The sequence below is a fragment of the Motilimonas pumila genome (assembly GCF_003596335.1).
GTDB lineage: Bacteria > Pseudomonadota > Gammaproteobacteria > Enterobacterales > CBDFNC01 > Motilimonas > Motilimonas pumila.
On record NZ_QZCH01000016.1, the window covers coordinates 83,792 to 101,444 of the forward strand.

Annotated in this window: 16 protein-coding genes; 5 read left to right on the plus strand and 11 right to left on the minus strand. The window is 43.9% G+C overall.

Features of this window, described 5'->3' with window-relative positions; all coding sequences use genetic code 11:
* Window positions 1–11: 11 nt before the first annotated feature.
* On the minus strand, window positions 12–707 hold the full coding sequence (gene minC / locus D1Z90_RS12875; protein ID WP_119911176.1) for a septum site-determining protein MinC: 696 nt from the start codon (window positions 705–707) through the stop codon (window positions 12–14).
* 111 nt (window positions 708–818) lie between these two features.
* On the opposite strand from minC, the gene D1Z90_RS12880 reads away from it, so the two are divergent.
* Together D1Z90_RS12880 and D1Z90_RS12885 are read left to right on the plus strand one after the other, a co-directional pair.
* The gene (locus D1Z90_RS12880; protein ID WP_119911177.1) at window positions 819–1,106 is read left to right on the plus strand and encodes a YcgL domain-containing protein; all 288 of its coding nucleotides are present in this window, start codon (window positions 819–821) and stop codon (window positions 1,104–1,106) included.
* Entirely contained in the window at window positions 1,103–2,089 is a 987-nt protein-coding gene (locus D1Z90_RS12885) for a lytic murein transglycosylase (protein ID WP_119911178.1), read from the plus strand. The genes D1Z90_RS12880 and D1Z90_RS12885 overlap by 4 nt, the downstream gene beginning before the upstream one ends.
* 78 nt (window positions 2,090–2,167) lie before the next feature.
* Here D1Z90_RS12885 and D1Z90_RS12890 read toward each other — a convergent pair whose 3' ends face one another.
* Genes D1Z90_RS12890 through D1Z90_RS12905 form a run of 4 tightly spaced genes read right to left on the minus strand, consistent with a single transcriptional unit; the run spans window position 2,168 to window position 6,252 of the window.
* Complete coding sequence (locus tag D1Z90_RS12890) at window positions 2,168–2,914, minus strand: amino acid ABC transporter ATP-binding protein (RefSeq protein WP_119911179.1); 747 nt, start codon at window positions 2,912–2,914, stop codon at window positions 2,168–2,170.
* A gap of 19 nt (window positions 2,915–2,933) precedes the next feature.
* Complete coding sequence (locus D1Z90_RS12895; RefSeq protein WP_119911180.1) at window positions 2,934–4,016, minus strand: amino acid ABC transporter permease; 1,083 nt, start codon at window positions 4,014–4,016, stop codon at window positions 2,934–2,936.
* A 2-nt stretch (window positions 4,017–4,018) separates the two neighbouring features.
* Window positions 4,019–5,191, minus strand: coding sequence for an amino acid ABC transporter permease (locus D1Z90_RS12900; protein WP_119911181.1), 1,173 nt, complete (start codon window positions 5,189–5,191; stop codon window positions 4,019–4,021).
* Window positions 5,192–5,235: 44 nt separating this feature from the next.
* Window positions 5,236–6,252, minus strand: coding sequence for an amino acid ABC transporter substrate-binding protein (locus D1Z90_RS12905; RefSeq protein WP_119911182.1), 1,017 nt, complete (start codon window positions 6,250–6,252; stop codon window positions 5,236–5,238).
* A gap of 455 nt (window positions 6,253–6,707) precedes the next feature.
* On the opposite strand from D1Z90_RS12905, the gene D1Z90_RS12910 reads away from it, so the two are divergent.
* A complete protein-coding gene (locus D1Z90_RS12910; protein WP_119911183.1) occupies window positions 6,708–7,154 on the plus strand; it encodes a YcgN family cysteine cluster protein in 447 nt (148 codons plus the stop codon).
* A 92-nt stretch (window positions 7,155–7,246) separates the two neighbouring features.
* Here the strand turns inward: D1Z90_RS12910 and dsbB are convergent, their stop codons facing one another.
* The 6 genes from dsbB to D1Z90_RS12940 form a co-directional block, all read right to left on the minus strand.
* Window positions 7,247–7,765 (minus strand): disulfide bond formation protein DsbB, encoded by a 519-nt coding sequence (gene dsbB, locus D1Z90_RS12915; RefSeq protein WP_119911184.1) that lies wholly within the window; start codon window positions 7,763–7,765, stop codon window positions 7,247–7,249.
* 77 nt (window positions 7,766–7,842) lie between these two features.
* Window positions 7,843–9,423, minus strand: coding sequence for a Na(+)/H(+) antiporter NhaB (gene nhaB, locus D1Z90_RS12920; protein WP_232525257.1), 1,581 nt, complete (start codon window positions 9,421–9,423; stop codon window positions 7,843–7,845).
* Between the two features lie 484 nt (window positions 9,424–9,907).
* On the minus strand, window positions 9,908–11,422 hold the full coding sequence (locus D1Z90_RS12925; protein WP_119911186.1) for a SpoVR family protein: 1,515 nt from the start codon (window positions 11,420–11,422) through the stop codon (window positions 9,908–9,910).
* A gap of 9 nt (window positions 11,423–11,431) precedes the next feature.
* On the minus strand, window positions 11,432–12,688 hold the full coding sequence (locus D1Z90_RS12930) for a YeaH/YhbH family protein (RefSeq protein ID WP_119911187.1): 1,257 nt from the start codon (window positions 12,686–12,688) through the stop codon (window positions 11,432–11,434).
* Window positions 12,689–12,710: 22 nt separating this feature from the next.
* Window positions 12,711–14,633: a PrkA family serine protein kinase gene (locus D1Z90_RS12935; protein WP_119911208.1), complete on the minus strand. Its 1,923-nt coding sequence runs from the start codon at window positions 14,631–14,633 to the stop codon at window positions 12,711–12,713.
* 286 nt (window positions 14,634–14,919) lie between these two features.
* On the minus strand, window positions 14,920–15,741 hold the full coding sequence (locus D1Z90_RS12940) for an ion transporter (protein WP_119911188.1): 822 nt from the start codon (window positions 15,739–15,741) through the stop codon (window positions 14,920–14,922).
* 489 nt (window positions 15,742–16,230) lie between these two features.
* Between D1Z90_RS12940 and D1Z90_RS12945 the strand changes: the two genes are divergently transcribed.
* On the plus strand, window positions 16,231–17,094 hold the full coding sequence (locus tag D1Z90_RS12945) for a hypothetical protein (protein ID WP_119911189.1): 864 nt from the start codon (window positions 16,231–16,233) through the stop codon (window positions 17,092–17,094).
* A gap of 287 nt (window positions 17,095–17,381) precedes the next feature.
* Window positions 17,382–17,645: a DUF4212 domain-containing protein gene (locus D1Z90_RS12950; protein WP_119911190.1), complete on the plus strand. Its 264-nt coding sequence runs from the start codon at window positions 17,382–17,384 to the stop codon at window positions 17,643–17,645.
* The last annotated feature ends 8 nt before the right edge of the window (window positions 17,646–17,653 follow it).

Here is a 17,653-nt window from a genome sequence, read left to right on the forward strand (position 1 = left end):
ATAATCCTTTCTCAATCTAACTGTGTTATTTGTATTGTGTCTTGTTCTAACCAAATAGTGGCGCTTTGTTGCCAGCACTCACTTTGTAAGGTTTCACTGAGTTTGTAGTTGCCACAAATGGAAACCAGCTCGGCTTCGAGGCTGCGACAAAATATGCGCGCGTCATGGTCGCCTTGAGCACCTGCAATCGCACGGCCTCGTAAGTTGCCATAGACATGAATACTGCCATCTGCGATAACTTCTGCCCCAGCACTGACCGAGCCCATGACAACCAGGTTTTGCTGTTTAGCGTATATTTGTTGTCCCGATCGCACTTGGCCTCGGTGAAATAAGGTAGCAGGACTAGGCTCTACTTGTACTTCTATTTGTATTTCAGGCGCTTGTGGTTGTGCCGACACCGTTTTCCCTGAAGTTAACACTGCCAGCCCATTATCACGGGCAAGTTGTTTTAATTCTGGGTGACTGATGCCAGTGACTCCGACCAAGACTAAACCTTGCGACTTAATCGTTTGCTTTAAGCCAGAAAAATCAAACTCTTCTATATCTTCGTCTAATTTTACGACAATGGCTGCGCCATTAAAAAAAGCCGGGGCTTGTTGCACTTTATCCATTAAAGCAGCTTCAACGGCTAACAGATCGTTATTACTGACATTTAATACAAAAAGTGTGAAATTGGTGCCTTTTAACTCAATATTATTCTCTGCCATATGATGGCGGCTTCCCGTAACTAAAAAATCGTTTAATTCTATTAATTCCAACTCGCACGACATGTTATAGTTTCAACATTCGATAGGCAATAATACACCAAGAAGCATTTTATGTTGTGTGCGATATATAAAAGTTTAAAGAAAGAAGAAACTTACCTTTATTTACCAAAGAAAGACGACTTTTCGGCTGTCCCAGAGTCATTATTAACGATGTTTGGTAAACCTAAGTTAGTGATGTTGCTGAATTTAGCAAAAGATAAAAAATTAATCAGAGCAGATATAAATAAAGTAAAATCTAGCTTAGATGAACAGGGTTTTTATCTGCAATTACCGCCGCCGCCAGTGAATTATCTAGAACAGCATAAGGCGCAATCTCAACAACAAAAGGAAAATTCATGAAGCTAAAAATGCATTGGTTGGCTGGATGCCTTGCCGTTTTCTCACTGCCACACGCTTTTGCGACTGAAAAGCCTACTTTTGAACAATATCTTGACCAAATCGAACAGCAAGCCGTCGCCCAAGGCATTAAGCAAGATGTTGCTCAGCAAGCGCTTAGCCAAGCAAGCTTTATTAAACGTGCCGTTAAGTTAGATAAATCGCAACCTGAATTTAAGCAAACGTTAGACACTTACTTGCCCAAGGCTGTGCCGCAATGGAAAGTAAAGCAAGCTCGCAGTTTATATAAAAAGCATAAAACGGAGCTGGAAGCCATTGCTGCTCAGTATGGTGTTCAAGCCCGCTTTATTGTGGCTTTGTGGGGCATTGAAACCAACTTTGGTGGTTATACGGGAAATTTTGACGTGGTATCGGCGTTAGCAACGTTGGCATACGACGGTCGCCGGGAAGCTTTTTTCAAAGAGCAGTTGCTCGCAGCACTGCAAATTCTAGATGAAGGCCATATTGATCTCGCCAACATGAAAGGCTCTTGGGCCGGTGCTATGGGCCAATGCCAATTTATGCCGACCTCATTTTTAACTTTTGCAGTGGATCACGACGGTGACGGTCGCAAAGACATTTGGCAAACGGAAGCGGATGTTTTTGCTTCTGCGGCCAACTACCTTAAAAATTCGGGTTGGAATGACGACCTGACTTGGGGCCGACAAGTGAAATTACCGGCCAATTTTGACGAGTCTCTTGCCGGCTTAAAACAGCCGCAAAAAACCTTGGCACAATGGCAAGCGCTTGGGGTGACTAAGCCAGATGGCTCACCGTTACCACAACGGGATATTAGCGCCAACATTGTCATCCCGGACGACAAAACGGGTCGTGTCTACCTGGCATATGATAACTACAAAGTCTTAATGAAGTGGAATCGCTCTAATTACTTTGTGGCTGCAGTGGGCACATTGGCCGATCGTATTGGCTATCCGCCAGTGCAATAAGCCATCGAGTGGCATGTTTGCCCTGTGATAACAAAACAGCAGCATTAAGCTGCTGTTTTGTTATCACAGGGCACTGTTTCAGTGAGATAAGATTTGGTCTAGAAAAAGTTGTAAACGGTCTGATTCTGGCTGCTCAAAAAAGGTTTCAGGATCGTTTTCCTCTATGATTTGACCTTGATCCATAAAAATCACCCGATCAGCCACTTTTTTCGCAAAGCCCATTTCGTGGGTGACGCAGACCATGGTGATGCCTTCATTTGCCAACTCAATCATTACGTCGAGCACTTCTGACACCATTTCTGGATCGAGGGCGGAAGTGGGTTCATCAAATAACATTATTTCAGGGTTGATACACAAACAACGGGCAATGGCGACTCGTTGCTGTTGACCACCCGATAGCTGATTGGGGTATTTTTTAGCTTGATTGGCAATTTTGACCCGCTCTAAATAATACATCGCGGTTTCAATAGCTTCTTTACGCGGCTTTTTATGCACCCAAGTGGGGGCGAGTACTAGATTATCAAGCACGGTAAGGTGAGGAAAGAGATTAAAGTGCTGGAACACCATGCCCACTTGTGAGCGAATATGGCGCACGACTTTAACGTCTTCAATGAGCTCGGTGCCATTGATGACAATATTGCCTTGTTGAAATTTTTCGAGATGATTAAGGCAGCGAATAGTGGTTGATTTGCCTGATCCAGAAGGGCCGCAAATGACGACTTTTTCGCCTTTTTTAATGGTGAGGTTAACGTCTTTAAGCACATGAAAGTCTCCATACCACTTATTGACATTTTCCATTGAAATCATAGCTTGTTGTGATGACATTAGGCTTCCTACTGAATGCTTATTTAAGTTCGGTATTAAATCGGCGCTCTACGGATTTAGAGTATTGCGACATTGAAAAACAGAATACCCAATAGATAAAAGTCACAAAGACGTAACCCTCTACCTCATAGCCAAGCCATTCTGGGTCACTGTTGGTTAACGTGACCATGGCCAAAATATCAAATAAGCCGATAATCAGGACAAGGGTAGTGTCTTTGAACAGTGATATAAAAGAGCCCACTAAGTTGGGAATGGATATTTTTAATGCTTGGGGCAAGATGATCAGCAACATACTTTGCCAATAACTTAAGCCCATCGACTTGGCGGCTTCATATTGGCCTTTCGGGATAGCTTGCAAACCTCCGCGAACCACCTCGGCAATATACGCGGCTTGGAACAAGGTTATACCAATCAGTGCTCTAAGCAATTTATCAAATTCAATACCATCATGGAAAAACAGCGGTAACACTACAGAAGCCATGAATAAAATGGTGATCAATGGTACTCCGCGAACAAACTCGATAAAGCCAACGCATAACGTTTTGACAATAGGCATATGCGATTGCCGGCCTAAAGCGAGCACAATACCAATGGGGAAGGACGCAATAATGCCAACAGCTGCAACGATAACCGTGAGCATCAAGCCGCCCCACTTAGGAGTATCAACCACTTCCAAACCAAAGACACCGCCGTAGATGAAAATGATTGAAATAATTGGGTAGAGCACCATCAGCGCAAGTTTGAGAGGCACGTGCTTAAAATTCATCATTGCCGCAATAAATAATGCTGTAATGATGATCACTAAATTTGGCCGCCAATGCAGCGCTTGCGGGTAAAAACCGTAAATAAACTGATCAAACTTTTCGATGATAAATATCCAGCGCGCGCCCTCCTTAACGATGTCTTGCTGGGAGCCACTCCAAGTAGCATCTATGAGTAGCCAGTTGACTAACGGAGGAAGCACGCTGTACAAAAAATACAGACACAATAACGTCAGTATGCTGTTACCTATGCTCGAAAATAGGTTTTGGCGACACCAATAAATGAGGCCTCGGTTATTTGAGGGAGCGGGTTTAGCTTGTTTTACCTCATACACTGCCATGGTTAACGTCCTTTGATGGCTGTTTTAGCGTTAAACCAGTTCAGTAATAATGAAATAATAATACTGAACGCGAGGTAGACCATCATGGTCATCAATATAATTTCAATGGCTTGGCCAACTTGATTAAGGGTGGTTCCAGAAAAGAGGGTGACAATTTCGGGGTAACCAATGGCGGTCGCCAAAGAAGAGTTTTTGACCAAGTTTAAATATTGATTGATGACAGGAGGAATAATGACACGCATGGCTTGGGGCAATACCACTTTGCGTAAAATTACGTGTTCTTTTAGGCCGAGGGCTTTAGCGGCTTCTTTTTGCCCTTTGGGTACCGCCTCAATCCCTGCTCTGACGGCTTCAGCGATGTAAGTCGCGGTGTAAATAATTAAAGCAAACGCAAGGGCAAGTAATTCAGGAATGACGGTGATGCCACCTTTAAAGTTAAAACCTTTCAGTACCGGGTATTGCGCACTGATGGGCTGGCCAACTAAGAAGTAAACCAGCACAGGCGCGCCGATGATTAACCCTGCTGATACCCAAAATATGGGAAACTCTTCACCCGTATTGTCATGGCGTGCAACTGCCCATCGGGCAAGAAAAAACACGCCAAAAACCGCCAGTATAAACGCAATAAAGATGGCGCTAGCCCCGGCCTCAAATACCGGCTCAGGCATTAAAAAACCGCGGTTGTTAAGAAAGAAACTGTCAAAGTAACTTAAACTTTGCCTCGGAGAGGGCAGCGCTGCGAGTACCACGTTGTACCAAAATAGAATTTGTAACAACACAGGAATATTTCGAAATGTTTCAATATAGACTTGCGCCAGTTTGGCAATCAAAAAGTTAGGTGACAACCTGGCTACGCCAACAATCAGGCCCAATAAACTGGTAAACACAATGCCAATCACAGAGACCAGTAGTGTGTTTAATATTCCAACGTAAAATACGTCTCCATAAGTCGAGCTGCCGTCGTCGTAGGCAATTAATGTTTGGCTAATGCCAAATCCTGCGGTGTTATCCAGAAAGTCAAAACCGGTCGCAATACCACGCTTCTCGATATTGTCGAACATGTTGTTGGTAAAATAAAACGCCAAGCACACAACCGCGAGTAGGGCGATGATTTGATATAGAATCGCACGGTGGTTGGGGTTATTTAAGACGCTAACAGAGGTGTTTGGTTTCATAGTGATAGCCGGTCACAGGGAAAGCTCCCTGTGACCCATGGTCCTTATCTGATTGGCATTGAATACATCAAGCCACCTTTAAGCCAAAGCTCATTCAGGCCTCTATCTATTTTCAGAGGTGACCCCGTGCCTACGTTGCGGTCAAACATTTCGCCGTAATTACCCAAGTTTTTCACCATGTTATAGGCCCATTTTCCATCTAAACCCAGCTGCTCACCGGCTTTTCCTGAAGTGCCAAGTAAGCGTTTTATGTTTGGGTTTTCAGATTTGAGCTGTTTATCGACATTGGCTTGAGTTACGCCAAGTTCTTCGGCTTCTAGTAACGCAAACAAGCTCCAGCGCACTATGTTGAACCACTTATCGTCGCCTTGGCGCACGACTGGTCCAAGGGGTTCTTTGGAGATTATTTCAGGCAATACCACCACCGCGCTTGGATCTTCCATTTTTAAGCGTAAGCCATACAGCTGCGAAGCGTCAGAGGTAACCGCATCACAACGGCCTTTTTTGAAGCCGTCGATAGTTTGCCCAGAGGTATCGTAAGTGACGGCTTTATATTCCATTTTTTGCGATTTAAAATAATCGGTCAGGTTAAGCTCTGTCGTCGTCCCTGCTTGAATACAAAAGGTGGCTCCATCGAGCTCTTTGGCTGACTTGATGCCTAGGCTTTTATTGACTAGAAACCCTTGTCCGTCATAGTAATTCACTCCAGTGAAGTTAAGACCGAGTGAGTTATCGCGTGTGGCTGTCCAAGTGGAGGTTCTTGCAAGTAAATCAATTTCGCCACTTTGCAATGCAGTAAAACGCTCTTTGGCAGTCAAGGGCACAAATTTGACCTTGCTTGGGTCGCCAAACACGGCAGTGGCAACGGCATGACAAAAATCAACATCTAACCCTTTCCATACGCCTTTTGAATCGGTGGCAGAAAACCCCGGAATACCAGTGGATACGCCACAATTAAGCGCGCCTTTCTTTTTTACGCTGTCTAAGGTGTCGGCTTGTGCTAGGGCGGGTAATAAAGTCAAACTGGCGATCACGGGCAGGGCAATTTTGGTCAATTTCATTATTTAATCCTTGAAAGTCATTCACAATAGCTAAGCGTTAACAAACATGTTACATCTTGAGTATTGATGCAAATAAGGTGATATGACAAGAAAGGAGTGGTTAAAAAACAATCACTTCTGTGGCTGTTGTGCATATTTATGCGACAAATAAGCGTTGACGACGCATGCTTATTTTAATTTGATGTTTATGGCAGTGAGCGTAAACAAAGTAATAAGTAGATGTTTATTTTGAATAAACGGTGAGAAACATCGCCGTTTATCGCAGCGGGTATTGTTTGAATAGTATAAAGTGTTGCATAGATGTTAATTTTTAATGAGAGTAGATCTTTGCGATCCTGATCAAAGACGCTGCTGCAGATTGAACGCTCTAGCATTAGGATTTCGTCTTGCAGTTTACCCCGCTAAGCGTTATAACAGCGCCCAGATCATTTATGAGCTGCAAACAACGAGAACATATGAAAAATGTCGTCACGCCATTTTGGCAACAAAAAACCTTGGCCCAACTGAGTGAGCAAGAGTGGGAGTCATTATGCGACGGCTGTGGTAAATGCTGTTTGAGTAAGCTCATTGACGATGACACCGATGAACTGCATTACACGAATGTGGCGTGCAAGTTGCTCAATACTAAAACGTGTCAGTGTAAAAAATACGAAAAACGTTTTAAATGGGTACCCGATTGCGTCAAAGTCTCACTGGATCAGATAGATCAATTTCAGTGGTTACCGGCCAGCTGCGCATATCGCCGCTTAGCAGAAGGCAAAGATTTACCCGCATGGCATCCATTATTGACCGGCAGTGCCAGTGCTATGCACGCCGGTGGACACTCGGTACGAGGCAAGGTAATTGTTGAGCAAGCAGGCATTGAATTGGAAGATTATATTGCCAGCTGGCCGGCGCAATAATCGAATTCATAGCGTAAGCCTTTAGCAGACAATAAAAAAGCAGCCTTGGGGCTGCTTTTTTATTGTCTGCTATTCGCCGTTAAAGTATCACATTAGCGACGCTTAAACAGAGGCGCAAGTTGGCCAACGATGACCACGGCAAATATGACAATATAAATAGCGAAACACACTATTAACCATTGCGGCATGCTATAGCCTAAAAATTGCCAAACTATCTCGCCACAATCGCCATTGGGGTTAAACAGCCAAGGTACCCATTGGTGCAAGGGAAGCCACTGCGGAAAATTGGGTACAAAATCACAGGTGTAAAACGGTGAAGGGTTTAGTTGATAATCAACGTGCTCGATCGCCAGCAATAAGCCCCAGATACCGGCGGTGATCCAACTGGCAAAGCCTAACCAACGGGTCAGCCAAAACTGTGGATTGATGGCGCCGATTAAACCTGCAGCAATGACTCCTAGCATGGCAATGCGCTCGTAAATACACATTACACAAGGCTCAAGCATCATCACATGTTGGAAAAATAACGCAGACAATTCTAAGCATAACGCAGAAAATGCCAACAGTAGCCATGGCCAACGCTGTTGGGCGAGTTGATGTAGGTACTGCATCCCTGTCTTCTCTCCTAAATAAAAAACCCGGTAATTATACCGGGTTCTTTTTAATATACTGCATTCTTTACAGATATTTAATGACCTGAAGCAACTCCAGCGCCTTCACCTGGCACATGGTGATTAATCCAATGCATCTCGTAGAAGTAGGCCGTCATTGGCTCCAAGAAAAACACAATGCCAATCATACCCACAATCGCAAGAACGATGGTGTATGGCAGCGCCATCCAGACCATGCGACCGTATGATAAACGCACCAAAGGTGCAATGGCAGAGGTTAGCAAGAATAAGAATGCGGCTTGGCCGTTCGGTGTTGCCACTGATGGCAAGTTGGTACCTGTATTAATGGCTACCGCTAACAAATCAAATTGATCACGGGTAATTTGTCCTGCGTCAAGTGCGGCTTTCACTTCTTGAATGTACACCGTGCCCACAAATACGTTATCACTCACCATCGAGAGTAGCCCGTTAGCGACATAAAAGAGGGCGAGCTGAGCTTGACCATCTTGTGCCAACACGAAATGAATCACGGGCTTAAACAGGTTTTGTTCAATGATTACGGCTACTATGGTGAAAAATACCGCCAGTAAAGCCGTGAATGGCAGCGCTTCTTCAAATGCTTTACCCAGTGCATGCTCTTCAATTACGCCACAGAACGCGGTAGCGAGAACAATAACCGACAAGCCAATCAAGCCAACAGCGGCCAAATGAAGTGCCAGCGCAACAATAAGCCAGATACCAATCGCGCCTTGCACTAATAACTTAGCCACGTCACGCTTGGTCATTTTAGCGTCTGACTGCTTGTCAAAATCTACCATGATTTGGCGAACTGAACTTGGCAGTTTTGCGCCGTAACCAAACCAACCTAGCTTCTCAACCAAGAAGCAAGTGATTAGGCCACAAAAGAATACTGGGATAGTGACAGGGGCCATGCGGATGACAAACTCGATGAAATCCCAAGACGCTTGGTCAGCAATGATCAAGTTTTGCGGTTCACCCACCTGGGTACATACACCGCCCAATGCCGAACCGACACCGGCGTGCATCAGTAAGGTTTGTAAGAAAGCGCGGAAGTTTTCAAGGTCTTCACGGCGTTTTTCTTGCAAGTTCTGGTCACAGGTATGGTCGTGGTCATGATGAAAGTCTTTACCAGAGGCTACCTTGTGGTAGATGCTGTAAAAGCCAACCGCGACACTGATTACCACGGCAATCACTGTTAAGGCGTCTAAAAAGGCTGACAAAAACGCAGCTGCAAAACAGAAAGACAACGAGAGTAAGGATTTAGATTCTACTTTTATTAATAACTTGGTGAAGATGTACAACAACAGGTTCTTCATAAAGTAGATACCTGCCACCATAAAGATAAGCAGCAAGATCACTTCAAAGTTAGCTTGTAGTTCATGCTCAACCACTTTGGGAGACGTCATGCCTATCGCCACTGCCTCTATAGCCAAGAGACCACCGGGCTGCAGTGGGTAACATTTTAATGCCATGGCAAGGGTGAAGATAAATTCAATAACCAGTAACCAACCCGCAACAAATGGGTCAATGGCAAAAACAACCGGGTTAATCAATAAAAATATTACAATTAACCACTTATACCATTTTGGAGAGTTACCGAGAAAATTTCGGCCACCTGCTTTGAGTAATTCTGACATCGGTCTAGCACTTCCCTTGTGAAATAAAAAAAGTTGAGCATGAAAAGAACCGACAATAAGCGCCAACATTCAAGATAACTATTGTTATTTTGTTGTTATCAGCCTTGAATGGGCAATTGCCTTAAAAAGTTCGCGCGTATTCTAGCTAGTTTATTTCGTGATTGATGCAAAAATATCAATTGGAAGTGTGATGCAAATCACGTTTGCTGGGGAAAGGTAATATTCAACGACATTATAAGTCCAGATGCATAAAATTTGCATAGCTGAATTAGCTTATTAACGAAAACCTCGTTAGTGAATGCGCCCTCGCAAGCTGACTTTGTTTGCACCAAAAAGCCACTACTGGCGATGTCGGTGTAATATAGAGAATGTCATCACCAACAGTGGGGCAGAAAAGGGCTTGGCTCGGCATAGATAGCTAAATTGCAGCAACGCTGAAGGACAGTTACGAACGGCACGCCGTGAAATGGCGCACCGTTTGCCATTAGCTCGCGGAAGCAATTGGCACGCAGGTACTCGAAGCGACTTTCCCCGCACTGTTCAACTCGTCGAGCCTGACGTTAAAACCCCACAATCGATGTAAGTGTTTAAGCACTTCCGATTTGTTTTTATGCAAAGGAGTATGCTGATGTGGCACGTACTGCAATACCAATGACCGGTCACCTTTTAAGTCAACGCTGTACACTTGAATGTTAGGTTCAATGTTGCTCAGATTATACTGCTGCGAAAGGCGCTCTCGGATATGACGATAACCGGTTTCATTATGAATGGCAGAGATTGTGAGATGCTTTTGGCTGTCATCGTCAAGCACGGAAAAAAACTTAAAATCTCGCATTAGTTTAGGGGATAAAAACTGGCCAATGAAACTTTCGTCTTTAAAATTCTCCATCGCAAAATGCAAGGTATCTAGCCAGTTTGACCCTGCAATGTCAGGAAACCAATATTTATCTTCTTCAGTCGGTTGTTCACAAATCCGGCGAATGTCGGTAAACATGGCAAAACCAAGTGCGTAGGGGTTAATGCCTGAATAATAAGGCGAGTTATACGCAGGCTGTGCCACCACGTTGGTGTGGTTATGCAATATTTCTAACATAAAGCTGTCACTGACTTTTCCATCATCAAACAGGTGCTGCATAATGGTGTAATGCCAAAATGTTGCCCAGCCTTCATTCATTACTTGGGTTTGCTTTTGAGGGTAAAAGTATTGGCTTATCTTACGCACAATGCGCACAATTTCTCGTTGCCAGGGCTCTAACAAAGGCGCATTTTTCTCAATAAAATAGAGCAAATTTTCTTGTGGCTCACTGGGAAACCGTTCGCTGTCATTTTGCGGGGTAGGGTGGTGGTTCGGAATCGTACGCCAAAGCTCATTCACTTGGCTTTGTAAGTATTCCTTGCGCTCCTTTTGACGCTGAATTTCTTCACTCAAGGAAATCGCCTGTGGTCTTTGGTAACGGTCCACACCGTAATTCATTAAGGCATGACAAGAATCTAACAGGTCTTCCACTTCGCTGATGCCATAGGTTTCTTCACATTTGGCAATATAGTTTTTGGCAAAGAGAAAATAGTCAATAATGGAGCTGGCATCGGTCCAAGCTTTAAACAAGTAGTTATTTTTGAAAAATGAATTATGACCATAACATGCGTGGGCAATCACAAGAGCTTGCATTGGCAAGGTATTTTCTTCCATTAAATAAGCAATGCAAGGATCTGAATTGATTACGATTTCATAAGCTAACCCCATTTGTCCACGTTTATAAGTTTGCTCTGTTTGAATAAACTTCTTACCAAACGACCAATGGTTATAGCCAATTGGCATGCCGACGCTGGAGTAAGCGTCCATCATTTGTTCAGCGGTGATCACCTCAATTTGATTAGTATAAGTGTCCAAGCGGTAATGTTTAGCGATGCGTTTTATTTCATCATCGTATGCTTGTAAATGCTCAAAGGTCCAATCTGGCCCTTGTGGAAGTAACTGTTTGCCCTTTGCTGCCGTCATGGTTCCCTCCTAAGCGACCTCTTTTTTAAATAACTCTCGAAATACGGGGTAAATGTCAGCCACGTTGCGGATATTTTGCAGCGCAAAGTGTTCGTGTTTTTGCGCCAGTTGTTCGTATTCACGCCACAAGGTTTGATGAGGGCGATGGGTAATTTCAATGTAGGTAAAATAGCGAATTAAAGATAATACGTTTTCGTCTAATATTTTACTGCAAATGGGCGAGTCTTCGGCCCAATTATCGCCGTCAGAAGCTTGCGCGGCGTATATATTCCACTGGTTAGAGGGGTATCTGTCTTGAATGATCTGATCCATTAACTTGATCGCGCTGGATACGATGGTTCCTCCGGTTTCTTGAGAATAAAAGAATGTTTGTTCGTCGACTTCCGTGGCCTGGGTGTGGTGGCGGATAAATACCACGTCAATTTCTTTATAACTGCGGGTAAGAAATAAATACAGCAACAGAAAAAACCGTTTAGCAATTTCTTTGGTGGCTTGATCCATAGAGCCAGATACGTCCATGATGCAAAACATTACGGCTTGACTGTTGGGCACAGGTTTTTGCACAAAATTGTTAAACTTAAGGTCAAAAGTGTCAATAAAAGGCACCTTTTTGATCCGGCTTTTAAGGTTTTCAAGCTCGAGTTGTAACGCTTGGCGGCGATCTTGCGCTAAGTTTTCATCTGCCAACGCCTGCTCGACTTCTTTCAAACGCCGCTTTTTTGAGGCTGCAAGGGCAGTGCGCCTGAGCAAAGAGTTTTGTAACGAACGCACCAGATTGATATTACTGGCCACACCGTCTGAAGTGTAGCCGGCACGATAAGTCTTAGTTTGAGTCAGTTTAGCTTGTTGCTTTTGTTCCAAATTGGGCAGCGCTAAATCTTCAAAAATGAGGTCCAAATATTCATCGTTGGAAATTTGAAAGATAAAGTTATCTTCGCCTTCACCGCTGTCACTGGCTTGGCCATCACCGCTACCTTGACCTTCTCCTTGTTGTGGCCGCGAGATTTTGTCACCAGCAATAAAGTTATCATTACCCGGGTGCACCCTATCGTGCACCCCTCCTTGGCCCTGTTGAAATACCGGTTCAGTCAGGTCTTTGGTTGGAATACTGATACTCTCACTTGACTGTAAGTCTTGAATACTGCGGTTACTCACCGCACCCGAGACCGCTTGTTTGATTTGTTTAGTGTGCCGGCGCATAAAGCGCTGGCGATTCACCGCGCTTTTATTTTTGCCATTTAAGCGCCGATCAATAAAATGCGACATACACTTCCCCTTAAATCAGCATTTATGACGCTTTACGAACCCTCAAGTACCATTCTGCAAGAAGCCTGACTTGTTTACGGGTGTAGCCTTTTTCCATCATACGGGCAACAAAGTCATCGTGTTTCTTTTTGTCTTCCGCTGACGTTTTACCGTTAAAGGAAATAACCGGCAGCAAGTCTTCCGTGTTAGAGAACATTTTTTTCTCGATCACGGTGCGCAGTTTTTCGTAACTGGTCCACGTTGGGTTTTTGCCTTGGTTACCGGCTCTTGCCCGTAATACAAAGTTGACAATTTCATTGCGAAAATCTTTAGGATTACTGATACCTGCTGGTTTTTCTATTTTTTCCAGTTCGTTATTCAGGGCGGCGCGGTCAAATAATTGACCGGTCTCAGGGTCGCGAAAATCTTGGTCTTGGATCCAAAAGTCGGCATAGGTCACGTAACGGTCAAAAATATTCTGACCGTATTCAGAGTAAGACTCGAGATACGCGGTTTGAATTTCTTTGCCAATAAACTCAACGTATTTCGGGGTCAAATAGCCTTTTAAGAACTCAAGGTAGCGCTCTGATTGCTCGGCGGGGAACTGCTCGCGCTCAATTTGCTGCTCTAAAATGTAGAATAAATGCACCGGGTTGGCTGCAATCTCTGTGGTGTCGAAATTGAATACTCGTGACAAAATTTTAAACGCAAATCGTGTAGATAATCCGTTCATGCCCTCATCAACACCGGCAAAGTCACGATATTCTTGGTACGACTTGGCTTTAGGGTCAGTATCTTTGAGGCTTTCACCATCATAAACCCGCATTTTTGAGTAAATGCTGGAATTTTCAGGGTCTACCAAGCGCGACAAGATGGAAAATTGCGCCAGCGTTTCCAACGTGCCAGGTGCGCATTTTGCGCCAAGCAATTCGCTGTGGTGTAACAGTTTTTGATAGATTTTAATTTCTTCGGTGACACGCAAACAATACGGTACTTTAACGATATTAACGCGATCGAGAAAAGCCTCGTTGTTTTTATTGTTGCGAAAGCTGGTCCATTCCGACTCATTTGAATGGGCTAAAATAATGCCTTCAAATGGCAGCGCTGAGAGGCCTTCAGTACCGTTGTAGTTACCTTCTTGGGTCGCGGTTAACAAGGGATGTAGCACCTTAATTGGCGCTTTGAACATTTCAACAAACTCCATTAACCCTTGGTTAGCCCGGCATAAGGCGCCGGAGTAGGCGTAAGCGTCAGGATCGTCTTGGGCAAAATGCTCTAACTGACGAATATCAACTTTGCCCACTAGGGCTGAAATGTCTTGGTTATTTTCATCACCCGGTTCAGTTTTGGCAATGGCAACTTGGTTCAAAATAGATGGACGCAGTTTAACCACCTTGAACTGGGTAATGTCACCTCCATACTCATGCAAGCGCTTAGCAGCCCAAGGAGACATAATATTATTAAGGTAGCGCTGAGGAATACCGTATTCCTGTTGCAGGATTTGGCCGTCTTCTTCTGCGTCAAATAAGCACAAGGGGCTATCGTTGACGGGCGACCCCTTGATAATATAAATGGGCACTTGTTGCATCAAAGACTTGAGCTTTTCAGCTAATGAGGATTTACCACCGCCAACCGGTCCCAATAAATATAAAATTTGTTTGCGCTCTTCTAACCCTTGTGAAGCATGTTTGAGGTAAGACACAATTTGCTCTATGGCTTCTTCCATGCCATAAAAATCTTTAAAAGCAGGGTAACAGTTGATTAAGCGATTGGAAAAAATGCGACTCAAAATTGGGTCTGTTGCGGTGTCTATTTGTTCTGGCTCACCGATGGCCATCAGTAAACGTTCTGCAGCAGACGCGTAAACGCTGCGGTCTTCGCGGCAAAGCTCAAGATACTCAGACAGGCTATATTCTTCTTCCTTCGCTTCTTCGTACCGGCTTTGGTAATGCTGAAAAATACTCATAAGCTTTAATCCCCATAAAGTTATGCATACAGCTGGAAAAGGTGATGCAGCGGTTAACTGCATAATATTAATGTTAGACCTATGTTAAATATTTGCTTTAAAAACAGATCGTTTTAGCGCAATTATGTGTGATGGACGAGTTCATAAAGCAGATTAAATACGCTTGTTCATCGCTCGTTGAAGGCGCTGCAAGGCAAGGTGAGCGTTATCTGAGGGGCCGGTGACACCATTCAAAGCACGTCAACCGGAAGAAGCACAATGGGAGAGTGGTAACTAGGTTACCATTTTAATGCGCTGGGCCGTCTTCTTGGAGCTCAGGCAGTTCACTGCCGCAAAATTTACAAAATTTAGCATCCGGCTCGTGGCCCGTTTTGTCACAACTTAAGCAATGATGGTGCAATCGCTCTTTGTTGATTTCAATCGCAAGTTCGGCGGTAATAATGCCGGTAGGCACCGCCAATATGGCGTAACCCACCAACATGGTTAACGAAGCAACGGCTTGGCCTAACGGAGTTTGTGGGCTGATATCACCGTAGCCAACGGTTGTTACGGTGACGATAGCCCAGTAAATGCTTTTCGGAATACTGGTAAAGCCATTTTCGGCACCTTCTATCAAATACATTAAGCTGCCAAAAATGACGATAATCACGGTGATACAAAAAAAGAACACGGTCACTTTACGTTTCGAGGCTGCTAAAGATCGAATCAGTACGTTGGCTTCTCTTAGGTAGCGAAATAATTTAAAGATCCGAAAAATACGCAGCACTCGCAGCAACCGCACTATCATCAAGTACGTGGCGCCGGGGAAGAAGATTGCCACATAACCGGGTATCAAAGCGACCAAGTCAATCACGCCGTAAAAGCTGGTGGCATAAGCTTTTGGCTTTGGACTTACCCACAAGCGCACCAAGTATTCCGCGGTGAATAATAAGGTAAAGGCAAACTCAAGCTTAAAGAATACGCCATGGTAGTCTTGCTGCATGGCGGAAACCGAATCCAGTAACACTATGGTCACGCTGGCAATAATGGTAATAATCAAGGCAACGTCGAATACTTTGCCCGCTCTTGTGTGCGTGCCAAAGATGGTGTCGTGGATCTGCTGTTTCATAATTACAAAATTCGGTCACATAAAAACCACAGCATAATGATTTGCCGTGACGGCCTCAACTTTAAGTCTTTTGAACGCGTAAATATTGGTTGATAAATGGTGTCGGAGTGAGTTTCACGCCAGACAGCGATGTGATCTGGTTGGCAAAGCGACGTCGAAAAGTGACAATACACACAAATGTTAACAGGATGTAACATAAATGTTTGTAAAAAAACCACGATTCGCTAATCTAAGTCATGTAAACGGTTGCAACGAGTTGTATGCAACAAGGTCGGGAAGTTTACAATCAAGGCACGTTTCCTTAAGGCTCTATTTATAGAGCCTTTTTTTTTGTGTTATTTTTAATCAGAAAATCATCATAAAGTTTATGTGAATTTTGTTAATAGTATGAGATTCCTCAAAAAGGACGGCCTGTTACCTTGTTTACAGACTAAACTTAGGTTGAAATATACCACTCATCCTTTAAGGAACGCATGAGGAGTAAGCTCAGTGCAACGTTTCATTCAATTTCTAGTCTTATGTTTCAGTGTTTTATCATTCCAAGCTATGGCTGCCAAAGATGAGCCATTGATTCTTGTTATTCCCGCAGATGTGAAAGAAGACTACGAAGTCTACATCGATGGCCGCGACCCGCTCAAAATGACGGAGTACCACGGCGATGGTGCACGGCGCGACGTGGTTGAAGTGGTGCTAGTGCAACAAGCGTTGCGTTTGGGAGGTTATGATGGGCCACTACGGTTTATTACAGCCGACTCTCATGCGCGTATTGTTAAACAAATTTTAGGCGGCCGTGCGGTGATGAGTGGCAATTCCATTTGGCTTGACTTACTTACGAGCCACGATGGGTTACTGTATGTTTCTGAGCCCATTATAGAAACCGGACAGTTTGAAGCAGGTTTGTATACCATTGAAAGTAACAAAACGGCACTGCAAGCAAGGCAGCTTGATGAAGTAAGAAGTTTAACCGCCGTATCAAGTAAAGCGTGGATAAAAGATTGGCAAACCCTGAACGCGATGAAGATGAAAAAACTCATTAACACGGTTAAGTGGTCGTCGATGGTAAAAATGGTAAACATTGGTCGCGCTGACTTTCTACTGGCACCGTTTCAGCCCACTGATGACATGTCGTTTGAGCCTGAAGGCGTTAAGTTGATTCCTATTCCTAATGTCAAAATCGGTTTACAAGGCTCTCGTCACTTCGCTATTTCCAAGCGTCACCCGCAAGGTCACGCTGTTGCGAAAGCACTTGATAAAGGTTTGTTAATCATGAAAGAGCAAGGCATTATTCAAAAAGGTTACGAAGACTCTGGTTTCTTTAATACTAAAGTCAAAGACTGGACCCGATTACCTTAGCCACCACCATGCATCAGTGAAAAACAGCCAGCAATTTGCTGGCTGTTTTTGTTTTCGCGCTTAATAAGCGTGTTGAGTGTCCGCCAATCCGCTCAGCCTCCAAGGGATCTTTGTGCTTGATCACATTAATTTGCTCTATATTCTTCTGCTATTTACAACATATTGATGACTTGTGATCTGTAACAGACTGATATACCAACATTTAAACTAAAGTCTAAGTGTCAGAATTCGCATGTGCCATTAATGTTAATGATGCAACAACTTATTAACATTGATAGGAGCGCATAATGGCCTTCGAAAATAAAGAAATGGCAAAACGCTATTGGGGAGAGAACCTCAAAGTAATGACAATCCTTCTCGCCATATGGTTCGCAGTTTCTTATGGCTGCGGCATCTTACTGGTAGAGCCGTTAAATCAAATCACCCTAGGCGGTTTTAAATTAGGTTTCTGGTTTGCTCAGCAAGGTTCGATATACACCTTCGTGGTACTGATTTTTGTCTACGTGGCAAAAATGAACCAAATCGACAAAAAATATAACGTAGAAGAGTAGGAACTGAT